This is a genomic window from Streptococcus sp. 27098_8_103 (genome assembly GCF_041432345.1).
Classification (GTDB): Bacteria; Bacillota; Bacilli; order Lactobacillales; family Streptococcaceae; genus Streptococcus; species Streptococcus mitis_BV.
The window spans coordinates 25,633-43,492 of record NZ_JAPVZK010000008.1 but is presented as its reverse complement, the minus strand read 5'-3'; the positions used below and the strand labels follow the sequence as shown (position 1 = coordinate 43,492).

The 17,860-nt window shown below is 40.1% G+C and carries 21 protein-coding genes and 2 riboswitches; of the genes, 20 read left to right on the top strand and 1 reads right to left on the bottom strand.

Annotated features, from left to right (window positions below):
• The first annotated feature begins 5 nt into the window (after positions 1–5).
• From O3599_RS03850 to pyrE, 6 genes are all read left to right on the top strand, one after another.
• A complete protein-coding gene (locus tag O3599_RS03850; protein WP_024056536.1) occupies positions 6–260 on the top strand; it encodes a DUF3165 family protein in 255 nt (84 codons plus the stop codon).
• Positions 261–374: 114 nt separating this feature from the next.
• Positions 375–1,727 (top strand): UDP-N-acetylmuramoyl-L-alanine--D-glutamate ligase, encoded by a 1,353-nt coding sequence (gene murD / locus O3599_RS03845; RefSeq protein ID WP_261013697.1) that lies wholly within the window; start codon positions 375–377, stop codon positions 1,725–1,727.
• A 1-nt stretch (position 1,728) separates the two neighbouring features.
• Positions 1,729–2,787 carry a UDP-N-acetylglucosamine--N-acetylmuramyl-(pentapeptide) pyrophosphoryl-undecaprenol N-acetylglucosamine transferase gene (locus O3599_RS03840; RefSeq protein ID WP_371512040.1) on the top strand — a complete coding sequence of 353 codons (1,059 nt, stop codon included), beginning with the start codon at positions 1,729–1,731 and terminating at the stop codon, positions 2,785–2,787.
• A 9-nt stretch (positions 2,788–2,796) separates the two neighbouring features.
• Positions 2,797–4,050, top strand: coding sequence for a cell division protein FtsQ/DivIB (locus O3599_RS03835; protein ID WP_261013701.1), 1,254 nt, complete (start codon positions 2,797–2,799; stop codon positions 4,048–4,050).
• Positions 4,051–4,282: 232 nt separating this feature from the next.
• On the top strand, positions 4,283–4,984 hold the full coding sequence (gene pyrF / locus O3599_RS03830) for an orotidine-5'-phosphate decarboxylase (protein ID WP_024057743.1): 702 nt from the start codon (positions 4,283–4,285) through the stop codon (positions 4,982–4,984).
• Between the two features lie 29 nt (positions 4,985–5,013).
• A complete protein-coding gene (gene pyrE / locus O3599_RS03825) occupies positions 5,014–5,646 on the top strand; it encodes an orotate phosphoribosyltransferase (RefSeq protein WP_004261667.1) in 633 nt (210 codons plus the stop codon).
• Positions 5,647–5,696: 50 nt separating this feature from the next.
• Here pyrE and O3599_RS03820 read toward each other — a convergent pair whose 3' ends face one another.
• Positions 5,697–6,320, bottom strand: a complete 624-nt coding sequence (locus O3599_RS03820; protein ID WP_004256189.1) for a cysteine hydrolase — start codon at positions 6,318–6,320, stop codon at positions 5,697–5,699.
• A 254-nt stretch (positions 6,321–6,574) separates the two neighbouring features.
• Between O3599_RS03820 and O3599_RS03815 the strand changes: the two genes are divergently transcribed.
• The 14 genes from O3599_RS03815 (at position 6,575) to thiE (O3599_RS03750) (ending at position 17,728) form a co-directional block, all read left to right on the top strand.
• Positions 6,575–7,135 (top strand): TetR/AcrR family transcriptional regulator, encoded by a 561-nt coding sequence (locus O3599_RS03815; protein ID WP_371512037.1) that lies wholly within the window; start codon positions 6,575–6,577, stop codon positions 7,133–7,135.
• Positions 7,136–7,307: 172 nt separating this feature from the next.
• Positions 7,308–7,622: a hypothetical protein gene (locus O3599_RS03810; protein WP_002880183.1), complete on the top strand. Its 315-nt coding sequence runs from the start codon at positions 7,308–7,310 to the stop codon at positions 7,620–7,622.
• Between the two features lie 20 nt (positions 7,623–7,642).
• A complete protein-coding gene (locus tag O3599_RS03805; RefSeq protein ID WP_165442212.1) occupies positions 7,643–7,948 on the top strand; it encodes a hypothetical protein in 306 nt (101 codons plus the stop codon).
• A 160-nt stretch (positions 7,949–8,108) separates the two neighbouring features.
• Positions 8,109–9,245 (top strand): L-lactate oxidase, encoded by a 1,137-nt coding sequence (lctO, locus tag O3599_RS03800; RefSeq protein WP_000120723.1) that lies wholly within the window; start codon positions 8,109–8,111, stop codon positions 9,243–9,245.
• Between the two features lie 148 nt (positions 9,246–9,393).
• Positions 9,394–9,482, top strand: a riboswitch (TPP riboswitch).
• A 323-nt stretch (positions 9,483–9,805) separates the two neighbouring features.
• Positions 9,806–10,474, top strand: a complete 669-nt coding sequence (locus O3599_RS03795) for a TenA family protein (protein WP_247939093.1) — start codon at positions 9,806–9,808, stop codon at positions 10,472–10,474.
• Positions 10,475–10,601: 127 nt separating this feature from the next.
• Positions 10,602–11,384: a hydroxyethylthiazole kinase gene (thiM, locus tag O3599_RS03790; RefSeq protein WP_247939094.1), complete on the top strand. Its 783-nt coding sequence runs from the start codon at positions 10,602–10,604 to the stop codon at positions 11,382–11,384.
• 1 nt (position 11,385) lies between these two features.
• Entirely contained in the window at positions 11,386–12,015 is a 630-nt protein-coding gene (thiE, locus tag O3599_RS03785) for a thiamine phosphate synthase (protein WP_247939095.1), read from the top strand.
• 210 nt (positions 12,016–12,225) lie between these two features.
• A riboswitch (TPP riboswitch) is annotated at positions 12,226–12,314 on the top strand.
• 155 nt (positions 12,315–12,469) lie between these two features.
• Positions 12,470–13,030, top strand: coding sequence for an ECF transporter S component (locus O3599_RS03780; protein WP_000915275.1), 561 nt, complete (start codon positions 12,470–12,472; stop codon positions 13,028–13,030).
• Entirely contained in the window at positions 13,031–14,416 is a 1,386-nt protein-coding gene (locus O3599_RS03775) for an ATP-binding cassette domain-containing protein (RefSeq protein WP_371512035.1), read from the top strand. It begins immediately after the preceding gene.
• A gap of 1 nt (position 14,417) precedes the next feature.
• Positions 14,418–15,068 (top strand): energy-coupling factor transporter transmembrane component T, encoded by a 651-nt coding sequence (locus O3599_RS03770; RefSeq protein WP_371512033.1) that lies wholly within the window; start codon positions 14,418–14,420, stop codon positions 15,066–15,068.
• Between the two features lie 10 nt (positions 15,069–15,078).
• On the top strand, positions 15,079–15,771 hold the full coding sequence (tenA, locus tag O3599_RS03765; RefSeq protein WP_033685231.1) for a thiaminase II: 693 nt from the start codon (positions 15,079–15,081) through the stop codon (positions 15,769–15,771).
• Between the two features lie 4 nt (positions 15,772–15,775).
• Positions 15,776–16,300: an energy coupling factor transporter S component ThiW gene (thiW, locus tag O3599_RS03760; RefSeq protein WP_247939098.1), complete on the top strand. Its 525-nt coding sequence runs from the start codon at positions 15,776–15,778 to the stop codon at positions 16,298–16,300.
• Positions 16,300–17,103, top strand: a complete 804-nt coding sequence (locus tag O3599_RS03755) for a hydroxyethylthiazole kinase (RefSeq protein WP_247939099.1) — start codon at positions 16,300–16,302, stop codon at positions 17,101–17,103. The genes thiW and O3599_RS03755 overlap by 1 nt, the downstream gene beginning before the upstream one ends.
• Positions 17,096–17,728, top strand: a complete 633-nt coding sequence (thiE, locus tag O3599_RS03750) for a thiamine phosphate synthase (protein WP_033685227.1) — start codon at positions 17,096–17,098, stop codon at positions 17,726–17,728. The genes O3599_RS03755 and thiE (O3599_RS03750) overlap by 8 nt, the downstream gene beginning before the upstream one ends.
• Positions 17,729–17,860: the final 132 nt, after the last annotated feature.

Below are 17,860 nucleotides of genomic sequence, written 5' to 3'. Positions count from 1 at the left end.
TAAAGATGGTTTATTTAATCATAGGACTCCTCTTATTACTACTCTATGTATTTGCGACACCAGAAAGCATTAAAGGGACAGTTAATATCGTCCTTGTCGTCTTTGCTTTCGTAGCATTGCTGATTTTGCTCATGTTGTCAGTTCTGCAAATCTTTCAGCTACCGACAGAATTCTTTATCGCAATCGCTATGCTCTTCCTAGCATACTTTAGCTTGCGAGATATTACCCTCATGTCGGTTAATAAAAGTAAAAGAAGATAAAAAGAGAGTTTCGGCTCTCTTTTTGCTTGTTAGAATGCTGAATATGAGCATTTTCGTTTAGAATTATTTCCATAAAAATGGTAAAATAGTAAGAGTAGAAATGGAGTTCGAGACATGAAAGTAATAGATCAATTTAAAAATAAGAAAGTCCTTGTTTTAGGTTTGGCCAAGTCTGGTGAATCTGCAGCTCGTTTGTTGGATAAGCTGGGTGCCATTGTGACAGTAAATGACGGGAAACCATTCGAGGACAATCCAGCTGCGCAAAGTTTGTTGGAAGAAGGGATCAAGGTTATCACAGGTGGCCATCCTTTGGAACTCTTGGACGAAGAGTTTGCCCTCATGGTGAAAAATCCAGGTATCCCCTACAGCAATCCCATGATTGAAAAGGCATTGGCCAAGGGAATTCCAGTCTTGACTGAAGTGGAATTGGCTTACTTGATTTCAGAAGCACCGATTGTTGGTATTACTGGTTCAAATGGTAAAACAACCACAACGACTATGATTGGGGAAGTTTTGACTGCTGCTGGGCAACATGGTCTTTTATCAGGAAATATCGGCTATCCAGCCAGTCAAGTGGCTCAAACTGCGACAGATAAGGACACGCTTGTCATGGAACTTTCTTCTTTCCAACTCATGGGCGTTCAAGAATTCCATCCAGAGATTGCGGTTATTACCAACCTCATGCCAACTCATATCGATTATCATGGTTCATTTGAGGAATATGTAGCAGCCAAGTGGAATATCCAGAACAAGATGACAGCGGCTGATTTCCTTGTCTTGAACTTTAACCAAGACTTGGCAAAAGAATTGGCAAGAAAAACACAAGCTACAGTTGTACCATTCTCAACACAGGAAAAGGTTGATGGAGCTTATCTGGAAGATGGTCAACTCTACTTCCGTGGGGAAGTTGTCATGGCAGCGAATGAAATCGGAGTTCCAGGTAGCCACAATGTGGAAAATGCCCTTGCGACGATTGCTGTAGCCAAGCTTCGTAGTGTTGATAACCAAACCATCAAAGAAACTCTTTCAGCCTTTGGTGGTGTCAAACACCGTCTCCAGTTTGTGGATGAAATCAAGGGTGTCAAATTCTATAATGATAGCAAATCAACCAATATCTTGGCTACTCAAAAAGCCTTGTCAGGATTTGACAACAGCAAGGTCATTTTGATTGCAGGTGGTTTGGACCGTGGTAATGAGTTTGACGAATTGGTTCCAGATATTACTGGACTCAAGAAGATGGTCATTCTCGGTCAGTCTGCAGAACGTGTCAAACGGGCAGCAGATAAGGCTGGTGTGGCATATGTGGATGCTACTGACATTGCAGATGCGACCCGCAAGGCCTACGAGCTTGCGACTCAAGGAGACGTGGTTCTTCTCAGTCCAGCCAATGCCAGCTGGGATATGTATGCTAACTTTGAAGTACGTGGCGACCTCTTTATCGACACAGTAGCGGAGTTAAAGGAATAATATGAAAAAAATTGTCTTTACAGGTGGGGGGACGGTTGGACACGTAACCCTCAACCTTTTGTTAATGCCCAAGTTTATCGAAGATGGCTGGGAAGTCCACTATATCGGGGACAAGCGTGGTATCGAACACCAAGAAATCCTTAAGTCAGGTCTAGATGTCACCTTCCATTCTATTGCGACTGGAAAATTGCGTCGTTATTTCTCTTGGCAAAATATGCTGGACGTCTTCAAAGTTGGTTGGGGAATTGTCCAATCGCTCTTTATCATGTTGCGACTTCATCCACAGGCTCTTTTTTCAAAGGGGGGCTTTGTCTCTGTACCGCCTGTTATCGCTGCGCGTGTGTCTGGAGTGCCTGTCTTTATTCACGAATCTGACCTGTCTATGGGCTTGGCCAATAAAATCGCTTATAAATTTGCGACGAAGATGTATTCAACCTTTGAACAAGCTTCAAGTTTGTCTAAGGTCGAGCATGTGGGAGCAGTGACAAAGGTTTCTGACCAAAATACTCCAGAACCAGATGAATTGGTGGATATCCAAACCCACTTTAATTCCAAATTGCCAACTGTATTGTTTGTCGGTGGTTCTGCAGGTGCTCGTGTCTTTAACCAATTGGTGACAGACCATAAGAAAGAACTGACAGAGTGTTACAATATTATCAATCTAACTGGAGATTCTAGCCTGAATGAGTTGAGCCAAAATATTTTTCGTGTTGACTATGTGACCAATCTCTATCAACCCTTGATGGAATTGGCTGATATTGTTGTGACACGAGGTGGTGCCAATACGATTTTTGAGCTCTTAGCCATGGCAAAATTGCATGTTATTGTGCCACTTGGTCGTGAAGCTAGTCGTGGAGATCAGATTGAGAACGCAGCCTACTTTGTAAAAAAAGGCTATGCAGAAGAGCTTCAAGAAAGCGATTTGACCTTGGACAGTTTAGAAGAGAAGCTTTCTCACTTACTAAGCCACAAGGAAGGTTACCAAGCTAAGATGAAGGCTTCAAAGGAATTGAAATCTCTAGCAGATTTTTATCAATTGTTGAAAAAAGATTTATCATAAGGAAAGTAAATGTCAAAAGATAAGAAAAAAGAGGGCAAAGAAATCCTCGAAGAATTTAAAGAGTTATCAGAATGGCAGAAACGAAACCAGGAATATCTAAAAAAGAAGGCTGAAGAAGAGGCGGCCCTAGCTGAGGAGAAGGAAAAGGAAAGACAAGCTCGAATGGCTTCAAAATCTGAAAAGTCAGATGCAACCGAGGAGCAAGAGAGTGAATCTGATCCAAAAGACTCAAAATCAGCTAAGGAAGAGTCTGAAGAAAAAGTAGAAGAGTCAGAAGACGTCAAAAAAGAAGTACCCAAAGAAGAACCAAAATCTAAAGAGCCAAAGAAACAGAATAAACAGGATAAAAAAATAGAGAAAAAGCCTGTAAAGGAAAAACCGGTCAAACCGAAAATTCCAGGAGTTCATATCTGGCGGGCTATCTCGATTTTGTTTCTCAGTCTGCTTTTATTGGTTGTCTCTGTCTACTTGCTCAGTCCTTATGCGACCATGAAGGATATTCGTGTTGAGGGAACAGTGCAAACTACAGCTGATGATATTCGACAGGCTTCAGGCATTCAGGATTCGGATTATACGATTAACCTTCTGCTAGACAAGGCAAAATATGAAGAGCAGATCAAGTCTAATTATTGGGTTGAATCAGCTCAGCTTGTCTATCAATTTCCAACCAAGTTTACTATCAAGGTTAAGGAATATGATATTGTGGCCTACTATGTTTCTGGAGAAAGTCATTATCCAATCCTTTCAAGCGGTCAGCTTGAGACCAGTTCGGTGAGTTTGGTGAGTCTGCCAGAAACTTATATATCAGTTTTCTTTAATGACAGCGAACAAATCAAGACCTTTACCTCAGAACTTTCTCAAATTAGCCCCGAACTCAAGTCTGCTATCCAAAAGGTGGAACTAGCCCCAAGCAAGGTCACATCAGATTTAATTCGATTGACTATGAATGATTCGGACGAAGTTTTGGTTCCCCTTTCTGAAATGAGTAAGAAATTGCCTTATTACAGTAAGATTAAGCCTCAATTGTCAGAACCAAGTGTGGTCGACATGGAAGCTGGAATTTACAGTTATACTGTGGCGGATAAATTAATTATGGAGGCTGAGGAAAAAGCCAAACAAGAGGCTAAGGAAGCTGAGAAGAAACAAAAAGAGGAAGAGAAGAAAAGGCTAGAAGAACAGCAGAATAAATTGGAAGAAGAGAAGAAAAAATTGGAGGAAGAAAGCAATCGAAACCAAACAAGTCAGCGTTCATCGCGTCGCTAGGTTTAGCTTTTCTCCTATAGCTCTTTAGTGACCATGTTTTTACTTGACAAGTGCAAGTAGAAATAATAGAATAGTAAAAAACCTTTAAAGCAGTCCAGAGAGGCAGCTAAGGTTAGACGGTGAAAGGGTGGAGACTACCCATTTTTCGTGGAACCTTGCTGTTGGCAGGTTCCTTTTTTCATGGCTTCTTTTGGCCAGACTCTCTTACTAGCAAAGGTAAAAGGAGAAACCTATGCGAGAACATCGTCCAGTTATTGCTCTTGATTTTCCTAGTTTTGAGGCAGTCAAGGAATTCTTAGCTCTTTTCCCAGCAGAAGAAAGACTTTATCTTAAGGTAGGGATGGAGCTTTATTATGCAACGGGGCCTGAGATTGTGTCTTACTTGAAAGGCTTGGGGCACAGTGTCTTTTTGGATCTCAAGCTGCATGACATTCCCAATACAGTCAAATCAGCTATGAAGGTCCTGTCTCAGCTTGGTGTGGATATGACTAATGTTCATGCGGCTGGTGGTGTAGAGATGATGAAGGCGGCGCGTGAAGGTCTTGGAAGTCAAGCCAAATTGATCGCTGTCACTCAGCTCACATCAACATCAGAAGCTCAGATGCAGGATTTTCAAAATATCCAAACCAGCCTACAGGAGTCTGTGATTCATTATGCTAAGAAGACAGCTGAAGCTGGATTAGATGGTGTTGTTTGCTCAGCTCAGGAAGTGGAACTTATCAAGCAGGCCACCAATCCAGATTTTATCTGTCTGACACCGGGCATCCGTCCTGCAGGTGCTGCAGTAGGAGATCAAAAACGCGTCATGACGCCAGCAGATGCCTATCAAATCGGTAGTGACTATATCGTAGTGGGACGTCCCATTACCCAAGCTGATAATCCTGTTGTAGCTTATCATGCCATCAAGGATGAATGGACACAGGACTGGAATTAAAGAACTAGATTATAAAAAAGGAGAATACCATGACACTTGCTAAAGATATCGCTAGCCACCTCTTGAAAATTCAAGCCGTTTACCTCAAACCAGAGGAGCCTTTCACTTGGGCATCTGGTATCAAGTCACCCATTTATACGGATAACCGTGTGACCCTCGCCTATCCAGAAACTCGTACTCTCATTGAAAATGGTTTTGTAGATGCTATCAAAGAAGCCTTTCCTGAGGTTGAAGTGATTGCAGGAACTGCAACAGCTGGGATTCCACACGGAGCTATCATTGCTGATAAGATGAACTTGCCATTTGCCTATATCCGTAGCAAACCAAAAGACCACGGAGCTGGTAACCAAATCGAAGGCCGCGTAGCTCAAGGTCAAAAAATGGTAGTGGTTGAAGACCTCATTTCAACTGGTGGTTCTGTTCTTGAAGCCGTAGCCGCAGCTAAGCGAGAAGGAGCAGATGTGCTTGGAGTTGTAGCGATTTTCAGTTACCAATTGCCAAAAGCAGATAAGAACTTCTCAGATGCAGGTGTCAAACTTGTGACGCTTTCTAACTACAGTGAACTCATCCATCTAGCCCAAGAAGAAGGTTACATCACACCAGAAGGGCTCGATCTTCTAAAACGATTTAAAGAAGACCAAGAAAATTGGCAAAATGCCTAAGATATAGAAAATCAGGTAGTCACTAGGATTACCTGATTTTGTTTTTAATACTAAAGTTGAGCGATAACTTCCTCAGTTGTCAAAACTTGGTTGGCAATGTAGCCGTAGTTTGTTAGTGCAGCTTGGTAGGCTTCTTCACCTGGAGCACCGACAGCATCGTTAACAACAATGACATTGTAGCCTAATTCTATGAGTTCACGCATGTGTGAATCCACGCAGAGATTAGCATTCATACCAGCCAAGATGACGGTGTCGATACCATTTTTGCGGAGTTGAAGGTTAAGGTCGTTGCTTTCTGGGCCAAAGATTTTATGTCCGTTGACAACAATAGTATCTTCATCCAAAAATGGTTTAATCTCTTCAATCATATCTGCTCCAGAGCCTTCTGGAATTGCTGAATACTGGCTATCACGCCAAAACATTTCGTTTTCAATCATCATCGTTTCACCAGCAGCTTTAAATTGCCACTTGTGATCGTGTGGATAGAAGTAGTGCGGTGAGATAAAACGCTTGTAGCCACGCTCTTTAGCAAGAGCTAAAAGCTTTGTCAGATTTTCAATAGTATTAACTTTTTCAAGAACATCTTTAGTTGCTCCGAATCCTTTACCAGTAGATTTTAAGAATTCAACTTGCGGGTCTGTGATAACAAATGCGACATTTTTCTGATTGAACATGAGGTTCCTCCTAATATGATTTGATTAACAGCCAATAGGAATTTAGACTGTTAGTTTGATGATTTTCCAAATGGTAGTTTTAGTTACATACTGACCGTTCGGTACAATTATAATAACATCTAAAATTGAATTTGTAAATTAATTTGCTCAGAACAAAAAATTTTAATGATAAAACAGTGGCAAAAGGAGGTGGTTTCAATTGTTTGGTCTCAGACTCTGAATCTGCTATAATAGGAAAAAAGAGAGGTGAGTAGATGAGCGTTAAAGAGCGTATTTTACAAAGTGCTGAGGAATTGATTTATCAGAAGGGTTATGTGGCCACCTCCATCAGTGACATCATGGAGGCAGCTGATGTTGGCAAGGGACAGCTTTATTATTATTTCAAATCTAAGAAGGAAATTGGTTTGACGGTCATTCAAGATATTTTAGCAAAGTGGCGAAAAGAGCTTTTTGAAGATATTTTTGAAGCAGACAAGTCTGACAGTGACAAGTTTTCGGATATGATTGACTGGGTTTGTCAATTTCATGAAAGTCAGACAGTCTTTTATGGTTGCCCAATTGGTAATCTGATTGTGGAATTGTCCACAGAAGATGAGAACTTCCGCTGTCCTCTCAATGATTTTATGACCCAGTGGACAGAGAAGTTAGCCAGCCTCTTGCAAGACCTGCATGCTGACTGGTCAGAAGAACGGTCGCAGTTGCAGGCCCGTCAAGTCATCTCCAGTATTCAAGGCAGCATTGTCATTCTCAAAGTCAGCCAAGACATCCAAGTTTTGGAAAATAATATGACGGATTTGAAAAAGAATTATTGTTAATTTTTAGCCGAAGAATTAAAAGTATGTTAATTTATGGATTGTGGTTAGAGGTAAGAATGACAACAGATATTAAAACTGAAATTGGTCATAGAGTAAGACAGAAACGTGAACGTCACAAATTGACGAGAGAAGAGGTCTGTGGACAGAAGCTGACTTAATAATCAAACAGCTGATGCGTACTGAGCTTGGGCAATCCTTGCCAACAATTACTAAGTTACAATATTTATCTAAGCGATTAGAAGTTCCGATAGATACTTTTCTTGAAAATAAAGAACTAGCTCTTCCTGAGGAAGAGTTGCTGAGTCTAGACTTGATTGAAAGAATATTAGACTTGATAAGAACAGGGACAGGTAGTTTCGCTGAAGATATTTTTGATGATTATTTTAAGCAAGTAACACTAAAGCAAGTTTACACATTCAATGATTTACTATTAATTGATTATTTTGCTATGCAATGTCAAGACTTGATTTATAGAAGAGAGCATTAGATGATTTTCGGATTAAGTTGTTGAAACAGCAATTAGTTAGTGATGAAATGTATAATGTAGAGCTACTATCAGTTCTTTGTGCCATAGCGGTTGTTTATGTTGTTCATAATGACTATAAACATATGATATCTCTAGTAAAAAAGATGAATGAAATTTTATCAGTAACAACGTTGCAAGTCTATAAACCTGGAATTTCAGTATTTGAAGCTAAGTGCTATCTTTATTTTGAAAATGATAAAAATAAAGCAAAGGAACTTTATCACTCAGCAACTATACTAGCTGAACAATTTGATGATAAAGTATTAGAAAATGAAAAGATTATTTGAATTTCCATAACTTAAGAAAGTTTATCATTTTTAATTATCTCTGTAAAATGATTGAAAGTATGAAATTTCCAAACAAAATATTTGAAAAATTTTGAAAAAAGAGTTAGAATATTTTTTGTAATATACAAAGTAAACGCTTACTTATCAAGGAGGACATTTTATGTCATACAAAACAAGCAATGCAGAAGGTCATGTAGATTTCATCAATACCTATGATTTGGAGCCAATGGCGCAACAAGTTATTCCTAAAGCAGCATTTGGCTATATCGCTAGTGGGGCGGAGGATACTTTCACTTTGCGTGAGAATATTCGTGCCTTTAACCACAAACTCATCGTTCCTCATACACTTTGCAATGTAGAAAATCCAAGTACAGAGATTGAATTTGCAGGTGAAAAATTGTCTTCACCAATCATTATGGCGCCTGTTGCAGCTCATAAATTAGCAAACGAACAGGGTGAAGTGGCGACTGCGCGTGGTGTGCATGAGTTTGGTTCTCTTTACACAACTAGCTCTTACTCTACTGTAGACCTTCCAGAAATTACAGAAGCCCTTCAAGGGACACCTCACTGGTTCCAATTTTACTTTAGTAAAGATGATGGAATCAACCGCCACATTATGGACCGTGTGAAGGCTGAAGGCTACAAAGCGATTGTCTTGACGGCTGATGCTACGGTAGGGGGCAATCGTGAGGTTGATAAGCGTAATGGTTTTGTCTTCCCAGTTGGTATGCCGATTGTTGAAGAATACCTGCCAGAAGGTGCTGGTAAATCAATGGACTTTGTTTACAAATCAGCTAAACAGCGCCTATCTCCACGAGATGTAGAATTTATCGCTGAATACTCAGGACTTCCTGTTTATGTCAAGGGGCCACAATGCCGTGAGGACGTTGAACGTTCGCTTGCTGCTGGAGCTTCTGGTATCTGGGTAACCAACCATGGTGGCCGTCAAATCGACGGTGGGCCAGCTGCCTTTGACTCACTTCAAGAAGTAGCAGAAGCAGTTGACAAACGCGTACCAATTGTCTTTGACTCTGGTATTCGTCGTGGCCAACACGTCTTTAAAGCCTTGGCTTCAGGAGCAGACTTGGTAGCTATTGGCCGCCCGGTTATCTATGGCTTGGCTCTCGGTGGTAGTGTTGGTGTACGTCAAGTCTTTGAACACTTGAATGCAGAATTGAAGACAGTTATGCAATTATCTGGAACTCAGACTATTGAGGATGTCAAACACTTCAAACTTCGTCACAACCCATACAACCCAACCTTCCCAGTTGATCCTCGTGACTTAAAATTGTATTGATAAAACAGATTACCTCCACTTGATGTGGAGGTTTTTCTTCGTCTATAGGAAGAATAAATCACCATTGAAATCTATACAAATATATTTTCCAATCAAATATCTTGCTAGGGCTTTCATTTTTTGCTATACTGGTGCAGTAATTAAATAATAAAGACATTTGGGGTGCTTTAAGCTGAGATGATACCCATTGAACCTGATACAGTTAAGACTGGCGAAGGGAAATGTGAACAGTTTTTTTCGTATGTCGAAATGAACGATCTAATCTTGTAAGTCAACTCTAATTCTTGATTGTAATTGGAGTTTTTTTGTTTATATAAAACTGGATAGGCTTGTTTATACTCAATGAAAATCAAAGAGCAAACTAGGAAGCTAGCCGCAGGCTGTACTTGAGTACGGCAAGGCGAAGCTGACGTGGATTGAATTTGATTTTCGAAGAGTATTAGGTAGCTCTCTGCAAATGCCCTCTATGTTCTTTAAAAGGATCAAGTGGAATTACGATTTTGCTTGGTATCTCTTGGTGTTTTATTAATTACTAGTGAGTAAAGAGAGGAGAAGTAAATATGGAAACACAAGACTATGCATTTGAGCCAGGTTTGACTGTTGGAGAATTATTAAAAAGCAGTCAGAAGGATTGGCAGGCTGCCGTCAATCATCGTTTTGTCAAGGAACTTTTTGCAGGGACAATTGAGAATAAGGTCTTAAAAGACTACCTAATTCAAGATTATCACTTCTTTGATGCCTTCTTATCCATGCTGGGTGCTTGCGTAGCCCACGCAGATCAGCTTGAATCTAAGCTTCGTTTTGCCAAGCAACTAGGCTTTCTTGAAGCAGATGAAGACGGTTATTTCCAAAAGGCTTTTAAAGAGTTAAAAGTAGCAGAGAATGATTATCTGGAAGTGACCTTGCATCCTGTAACAAAAGCCTTTCAGGATCTAATGTATTCGGCAGTGGCTTCATCAAACTATGCCCATCTTTTGGTCATGCTGGTCATTGCAGAAGGTCTCTATTTAGACTGGGGTTCTAAAAATTTGGCACTACCTAAAGACTATATTCATTCGGAATGGATCAATCTCCACAGAGGTTCTTTCTTTGCAGAGTGGGTTCAATTTCTGGTTGATGAACTCAATCGTGTAGGGAAAGGTCTAGAAGATTTGACAGAACTTCAGCAACGCTGGAATCAAGCGGTCGCTTTAGAATTAGCCTTTTTTGATATTGGTTATGACGCCTAGAGAAGGTTTAGGATATTTACAAATTTGATGAGGTACATCATTCAATATAACTGAAAAAATTCTCAACTAAAGATAGAGATAAATCGAAATCAGTAGATCGTATAAAGTGAAAAGGAAGGATTTCAATATGACAAGTTTAAAATTATTAAAAGAAAAAGCACCTTTGGTCATTTGCATAACCAATGATGTAGTAAAAAATTTCACAGCAAATGGATTAGTAGCACTGGGTGCGTCACCAGCTATGAGTGAGTTTCCTACAGATTTAGAGGATTTGTTAAAGTATGCTGGTGGTTTATTAATAAACATAGGAACATTGACAGATGAAAATTGGAAATTATATCAAGCTGCTCTGAAAATTGCAGAGAAATATAATGTCCCAGCAGTTTTAGATCCTGTAGCTTGTGGAGCAGGATCTTATAGAAAAAAAGTATCCGAAGATTTAATAAATAATTACAAACTAGCAGCGATTAGAGGAAATGCTGGCGAGATTGCCTCTTTAGTAGGAATAAATGTGGCATCTAAAGGAGTAGATAGTGCGGGTGTAGATAATATTGACGAAATTGCTCTAGCAGCAAATGAGAAGTTCAATATTCCAATTGTAGTAACAGGTGAAGTGGATGCTATTGCGGTAAATGGAGAAGTGGTAACGATTCATAATGGTAGTGCCATGATGCCAAAAGTTATTGGAACTGGATGTTTATTAGGGGCAGTGGTAGCAAGCTTTATCGGACTAGAAAAAGGTCAAGAATTGAAATCATTAGAAACAGCAATGTTGGTTTACAATATCGCTGGAGAAATGGCAGAAAAACGTCCAAATGGACATCTTCCTGGAACATTTAAAGTTGAATTTATAAATGCCTTATATGAGATTACAGATGAAGATGTAAAGAAATTCAAAAGAGTGAAGTAAGATGTTTCAAAAAGAATTACTAAAACTATATTTTATTTGTGGAACGACTACTTGCCAGGGAAAAGATCTATATAGAGTCGTTGAGGAAGCCTTAAAAGGTGGTATAACCTTATTTCAATTTCGTGAAAAAGGTGAGGGATCCTTAGAAGGTAAAGAAAAAGTCGAATTAGCAATTAAACTACAGGATCTTTGTAAAAAATACAATGTGCCGTTTATTGTTAATGATGATATTGAGTTAGCATTAGAGATAGATGCTGACGGAGTACATGTAGGACAGGATGATCTTGGAGTTGATGAAATTAGAAAATTGATGCCAGATAAAATAATTGGTCTTTCTATAAAAAATGAGGAAGAATTTCAACAATCAAAAGTTGAATATGTCGATTATGTCGGTGTTGGTCCTGTGTTTGATACCCAGTCAAAGGATGATGCTGGTGGCGCTATAGGTTATGAAGGTATTAAATTGATGAGAAAACTATTGCCCCAAATGCCCTTAGTTGCAATTGGTGGGATACAGACGCAGCATATTAAAGATATTATGAAGACCAATGTTGACGGTGTTTCAATCATTTCAGCAATATCGTATGCAAAAAATATAGAAAAAACTGTTCGAGAAATGAGTGAACAATAGGTATCTATCCTTGGATTCTAAGTAAGTGGAAGTTTTCCTTTTCTAAAAAGATATGTCCAGATTTAGTTTAAATAGCTAATCTATCAAACAAGACATTTGGTTTTTGCAAAAGAAAGACTTGCTATCTTTGTGAGTGCAAGAGTGTGTTTCCCAGTTCAATTTCTTGAACTAGAATAAATCGCTTGTTATAATATTTATATAATTAAATAATAAAGACATTTGGGGTGCTTTAGGCTGAGATGATACCCATTGAACCTGATACAGTTAAGACTGGCGAAGGGAAATGTGAAATGGTTTTGTATTTATAGAAACTAACCATCTAATCTTGTAAGCTGAACTCTAATTCCTACCTGTAATTAGAGTTTTTTCTTTTACGAAACTGGATGAAGATGATACAAAGCATTTAGGTAGCTCACCTTGAATACCCCACTTTTCTTTAAAAAAGGAGTTTTTTATGTTGAAAAAATGGCAATTAAAAGATGTTATCTTACTTGCTTTCTTGTCTATCTTTTTTGGTGGCGTTTTTGTAGGATCTGGCTATCTGTTTGATATCCTCACTCTGATTTTAGCACCTCTTGGTTTACAGGCCTTTGCCAATGAAATCCTCTTTGGTCTCTGGTGTATGGCTGCGCCTATTGCTGCCATCTTTGTTCCAAGAGTCGGAAGTGCAACGATTGGAGAAGTGCTAGCTGCACTTGCTGAAGTCCTTTATGGTAGCCAATTCGGTCTAGGTGCCCTTTTGTCTGGCTTGGTTCAAGGTTTGGGAAGTGAACTTGGTTTTATCGTAACCAAGAATCGCTATGAAAGTTGGCTCTCTCTAACTGCCAATAGTATTGGGATTACGCTTGTTAGCTTTGTCTATGAATACATTAAGTTAGGATATTACGCCTTTTCCCTTCCTTTTGTCCTTTCCTTGCTTGTGGTGCGCTTTATTTCTGTCTTTTTCTTCTGTACTATCTTGGTTCGTGCCATTGTCAAACTTTATCATCAGTTTGCAGCTGGGGGCAAGGCATAGATGGGGCTGGAACTACGAGCGATTCAGTCCCCAATCTTCTATGAGCCGATTGATTTTACTTTTCATGCGCAAGCCTTTACCTTGTTAGTTGGGAGCAGTGGTTCAGGAAAATCTAGTCTCTTTAAAATGATTGCCCAAGTCAGTTCTCTTCCCTATAGAGGTCAAGTCCTGATAAATGGGAGCAAGGTTAGTCAGCTTTCTATCATCGAACGTGTCCAGACGGTTGGTATCCTCTTTCAAAATCCCAATCATCAATTTACCATGGAGAACTTGTTTGAGGAGCTGATTTTTACCTTGGAAAATATTGGGCATCCCGTTCAGGAAATTGATTCTAAAATAGCAGATGTTGTCCAGCAATGTCGCTGCAAGGCGATTTTGCACCGTCCAATTCATCACTTATCAGGTGGGGAAAAGCAAAAGGCTGCTTTGGCTGTTCTCTTTGCTATGAATCCTAGGGTTTATCTCTTGGATGAACCTTTTGCTTCCATTGATCGCAAGAGTAGGATAGAGATATTGGAGATTCTAAAAGAGTTGGTCTCTGATGGGAAGACAGTTATTTTGTGCGACCATGATTTATCTGATTATGAAGCCTATATCGACCATATGGTGGAGCTAAGAGATGGCCAACTAAGGGAAGTCTTTCAAATCCCTACCTCTGATATGACCCAGGTTGCTTCAAAGGAAGTTGCTTCTAGCCCAGAACTATTCCATATGGATAGAACGACTTGTGAGCTGAATAAGCGCTCCCTCTTTTCAATTGCAGATTTCACATTCTACCAAGGAATTTCCTGTATCTTGGGTGATAATGGTGTCGGGAAATCAACCCTCTTTCGGTCTATTCTTCAATTTCAAAAGTATAAGGGACGCATTACCTGGAAGGGGACAGTCCTGAAAAAGAAAAAGAGTTTGTATCGTGACCTAACGGGTGTTGTTCAGGAAGCTGAGAAGCAGTTTATCCGAGTCAGTCTGAGAGAGGAACTTCAATTAGATAGTCCAGACTCTGAAAGAAATCAGCGGATACATCAAGCTTTACAATATTTTGATTTGGAGCAGGCACTCGATGAGAGTCCCTATCAATTAAGTGGTGGCCAGCAAAAGATTCTTCAGCTCTTGACCATCTTGACTAGTAAGGCTTCTGTGATCTTGCTAGACGAACCTTTTGCAGGTTTGGATGATAGAGCCTGCTCTTATTTTTGTCAGTGGATTGTGGAGGAGAGAAATCAAGGAAGAAGTTTTCTGATCATTAGCCATCGTTTAGATCCCTTGATCTCTGTGGTTGATTATTGGATTGAGATGACTAGTCAGGGGCTCAGTCATGTGAAAGCAGTGACAATTACCAAACCACTCACATCTCAGAGTAGCAATACCCAAGGGGAGGTGAGATAGTATGGTCAAAGTAGCAACCCAGACACCAATTATTAGTCTTTTCTTGCTGATTTTATCCTTGGAAACATCTTTCATTCCTTCGATTGCTCTTAATCTCTCGGTAGTTGCATTTTGTATTCTCTTTATGCTCTATTACCGTCGATTTAAAGTATTGGCTTGGATGATTCTGCTCGCCATCTTGCCATCCTTGGCCAACTACTGGGCAGTTCAGTTACACGGAGATGCTTCGCAGGCAGTCATGCTTGGAACGAGAGCCTTTGTGACGGTTTGTATCGGTCTTGTCTTTGTTTCCTCTATTTCCTTAAAAGAGCTTCTCTTGTACTTGGCTCAAAAGGGGTTATCACGCTCTTGGGCTTATGCCTTGATTGTGGTATTCAATTCCTTTCCCCTTATTCAGCAAGAAATCAAGTCCCTCAAGGAAGCTTGCTTATTACGTGGTCAAGAACTACATTTTTGGTCGCCCTTGATTTACAGTAAGGTTTTGATGACGGTCTTTAGATGGCGCCATCTTTACCTGAGAGCCCTGTCGGCGCATGGATATGACGAACATGCACAGGTGGAGAATCGCTATCGGACTTTTTATATTCCTCAAAGGACACTATTCATCTACCTGCTGTTCTTTTTATTACTTCAAACCAGTCTATTTTTATAAAGGAGTTATTATGGAATTTACAGATATTGCGATGGAATTATCCAAGGAAGCTTGGCAAGCTTCCTTTCATCACCCCTTTGTTTTACAGTTGCAAGAGGGTAATTTAGACCCGTCCATCTTTCGCTATTACTTGATTCAGGATGCCTACTATTTGAAGGCCTTCTCAGAAGCCTATCACCTCTTGGCTGATAAGACTTCAAATCAAGAGATGAAAAGACTCTTGAAACAAAATGCTCAGAGTCTAGTGGAAGGTGAGTTATTTATCCGCCAACAATTTTTCAAGGAATTAGAAATCAGCGACCAGGAAATGGAGCAACATCCAATCGCTCCAACTTGTTATCATTATATCTCTCACATTTATCGGCAATTTGCAGAGCCAAACTTGGGTATTGCCTTTGCGAGCTTGCTGCCTTGTCCTTGGCTATATCATGATATAGGCAAATCACTTAATCTTAAACCATCACCAAATCCTCTCTACCAACAATGGATTGAAACTTATATTACGGATGAGTTGGAGCAACAGATCAGAGAGGAAGAGGCTCTGGTCAATCAACTCTATCGAGAAAGTGACGAGACAGACAAGAAAAAAATGCTAGATGCCTTCCACATCAGTGTTCATATGGAAGCTAAGTTTTGGGAAATGGCCTACCAACACCAGACATGGAAAAGCGATTTACAGTCTTTAGAAACAGGAGAAGAATAGAAATATGAGAAAGCACCAATTACAGGTTCACAAATTAACCATTTTATCCATGATGATTGCCCTTGATGTAGTCCTTACGCCTATCTTTCGGATTGAGGGAATGGCACCGATGTCCAGTGTAGTTAATATTCTGGCAGGAATCATGATGGGACCTGTTTATGCCTTGGTCATGGCTACAGTCACAGCCTTTATCCGTATGACGACTCAAGGGATTCCGCCTTTAGCACTTACAGGAGCGACTTTTGGAGCCCTTCTTGCAGGTCTCTTTTATAAGTACGGTCGGAAATTTCACTATTCTGCTCTAGGAGAAATTTTGGGAACAGGTATTATTGGTTCTATTGTTTCTTATCCTGTTATGGTACTTTTTACAGGATCGGCTGCTAAGCTTAGCTGGTTTATCTACACTCCTCGATTTTTCGGAGCAACCTTGATTGGTACAGTGATTTCCTTTATTGCCTTTCGATTTTTAATCAAGCAGGAATTCTTTAAAAAAGTGCAAGGATATTTTTTCAGTGAAAGGATAGACTGATGCAGGCATTTACAAATCCCTTTCCTCTAGGCTCTAGTTCCCTAATTCACTGCATCACCAATGAGATTTCTTGTGAGATGCTGGCTAATGGCATTTTGGCCCTAGGATGCAAACCTGTCATGGCAGATGACCCTCGTGAGGTTCTTGATTTTACTAAGCAAAGCCAGGCACTCTTCATCAATTTGGGGCATTTGTCTGCTGAGAAGGAAAAAGCAATCCGTATGGTAGCTTCTTATGCAGCTCAAGTTTTTCTCCCAATGGTGGTAGATGCGGTTGGCGTAACAGCTTCATCCATTCGTAAGAGCTTAGTTAAAGACCTTTTAGACTATAGACCTACGGTACTTAAAGGAAACATGTCGGAAATTCGAAGTCTTGTTGGCTTAAAACACCACGGAGTTGGGGTCGATGCCAGTGCTAAAGATCAAGAAACTGAGGATTTACTTCAAGTCTTGAAAGACTGGTGTCAAACCTATCCTGGTATGTCATTCTTAGTTACTGGCCCCAAGGATCTCATCGTTTCAGAGAATCAGGTTGCTGTATTGGAGAATGGCTGTGCTGAATTAGACTGGATAACAGGGACAGGAGACTTGGTTGGAGCTTTAACAGCTGTTTTTCTCAGCCAAGGAAAGACTGCCTTTGAAGCTTCTTTCCTAGCGGTTTCTTATCTCAATATCTCCGCTGAGAGAATAGTTGTTCAAGGAATGGGATTGGAAGATTTTCGATACCAAGTACTCAATCAGCTTTCGCTCCTCAAAAGAGATGAAAACTGGCTAGATGCTATCAAAGGAGATGTTTATGAATAGAGAGGCGCTTAGACTGTATCTGGTAACCAATCGCTACCAAGATTCCTTGGAAAGCTTTCTTGAAAAGATTGAGAGGGCTTGCCGTTCAGGGGTTACCATAGTCCAATTACGAGAAAAAAATCTCACAACAAATCAATATTATCAACTGGCAAAACAAGTCAAGGAAATAACAGATGCCTATCAGGTACCCTTGATAATCGATGATCGTTTGGATGTTTGTCTTGCGGTTGATGCTGCTGGTCTGCATATTGGAGACGATGAACTACCAGTTTCGGTTGCCCGCAAAGTCCTAGGTCCTGAAAAAATCCTCGGTGTCACAGCTAAAACTGTAAAAAGAGCCCTCGAGGCAGAAGAAGGAGGTGCGGATTACTTGGGGACAGGAGCCATTTTCCCGACTACGACCAAGGAAAATGCACCCATCACTCTGATTTCAACCTTGAAGACAATTTGCCAAAGGGTTGCCATTCCAGTAGTTGCCATTGGCGGCTTGACATCAGAGAACATTGACCAACTTATCGGCACGGGCATAGCTGGTGTAGCTGTAGTGCGTGATTTGATGCAGGCAGAAGATATAGAGACAAAAACGCAAGCCTTTTTGACAAAGTTGGATGACATTATTTTCTAATTAATACTCAATGAAAATCAAAGAGCAAACTAGGAAGCTAGTCGCAGGTTGCTCAAAGCACAGCTTTGAGGTTGCAGATAAAGCTGACGTCGTTTGAAGAGATTTTCGAAGAGTATAAAAACTCTCTAATTC

Excerpts from the sequence above, each read along its gene's own strand:
- pyrF (WP_024057743.1), top strand. The coding sequence starts at position 4,283 with ATGCGAGAACATCGTCCAGTTATTGCTCTTGATTTTCCTAGTTTTGAG.
- lctO (WP_000120723.1), top strand. The coding sequence starts at position 8,109 with ATGTCATACAAAACAAGCAATGCAGAAGGTCATGTAGATTTCATCAAT.
- O3599_RS03770 (WP_371512033.1), top strand. The coding sequence starts at position 14,418 with ATGGTCAAAGTAGCAACCCAGACACCAATTATTAGTCTTTTCTTGCTG.
- O3599_RS03810 (WP_002880183.1), top strand. The coding sequence starts at position 7,308 with ATGCGTACTGAGCTTGGGCAATCCTTGCCAACAATTACTAAGTTACAA.
- O3599_RS03815 (WP_371512037.1), top strand. The coding sequence starts at position 6,575 with ATGAGCGTTAAAGAGCGTATTTTACAAAGTGCTGAGGAATTGATTTAT.
- O3599_RS03820 (WP_004256189.1), bottom strand. The coding sequence starts at position 6,320 with ATGTTCAATCAGAAAAATGTCGCATTTGTTATCACAGACCCGCAAGTT.
- O3599_RS03775 (WP_371512035.1), top strand. The coding sequence starts at position 13,031 with ATGGGGCTGGAACTACGAGCGATTCAGTCCCCAATCTTCTATGAGCCG.
- thiW (WP_247939098.1), top strand. The coding sequence starts at position 15,776 with ATGAGAAAGCACCAATTACAGGTTCACAAATTAACCATTTTATCCATG.
- O3599_RS03795 (WP_247939093.1), top strand. The coding sequence starts at position 9,806 with ATGGAAACACAAGACTATGCATTTGAGCCAGGTTTGACTGTTGGAGAA.
- O3599_RS03840 (WP_371512040.1), top strand. The coding sequence starts at position 1,729 with ATGAAAAAAATTGTCTTTACAGGTGGGGGGACGGTTGGACACGTAACC.
- thiE (WP_247939095.1), top strand. The coding sequence starts at position 11,386 with ATGTTTCAAAAAGAATTACTAAAACTATATTTTATTTGTGGAACGACT.
- pyrE (WP_004261667.1), top strand. The coding sequence starts at position 5,014 with ATGACACTTGCTAAAGATATCGCTAGCCACCTCTTGAAAATTCAAGCC.
- tenA (WP_033685231.1), top strand. The coding sequence starts at position 15,079 with ATGGAATTTACAGATATTGCGATGGAATTATCCAAGGAAGCTTGGCAA.
- thiM (WP_247939094.1), top strand. The coding sequence starts at position 10,602 with ATGACAAGTTTAAAATTATTAAAAGAAAAAGCACCTTTGGTCATTTGC.
- thiE (WP_033685227.1), top strand. The coding sequence starts at position 17,096 with ATGAATAGAGAGGCGCTTAGACTGTATCTGGTAACCAATCGCTACCAA.
- O3599_RS03780 (WP_000915275.1), top strand. The coding sequence starts at position 12,470 with ATGTTGAAAAAATGGCAATTAAAAGATGTTATCTTACTTGCTTTCTTG.
- O3599_RS03835 (WP_261013701.1), top strand. The coding sequence starts at position 2,797 with ATGTCAAAAGATAAGAAAAAAGAGGGCAAAGAAATCCTCGAAGAATTT.
- O3599_RS03850 (WP_024056536.1), top strand. The coding sequence starts at position 6 with ATGGTTTATTTAATCATAGGACTCCTCTTATTACTACTCTATGTATTT.
- murD (WP_261013697.1), top strand. The coding sequence starts at position 375 with ATGAAAGTAATAGATCAATTTAAAAATAAGAAAGTCCTTGTTTTAGGT.
- O3599_RS03755 (WP_247939099.1), top strand. The coding sequence starts at position 16,300 with ATGCAGGCATTTACAAATCCCTTTCCTCTAGGCTCTAGTTCCCTAATT.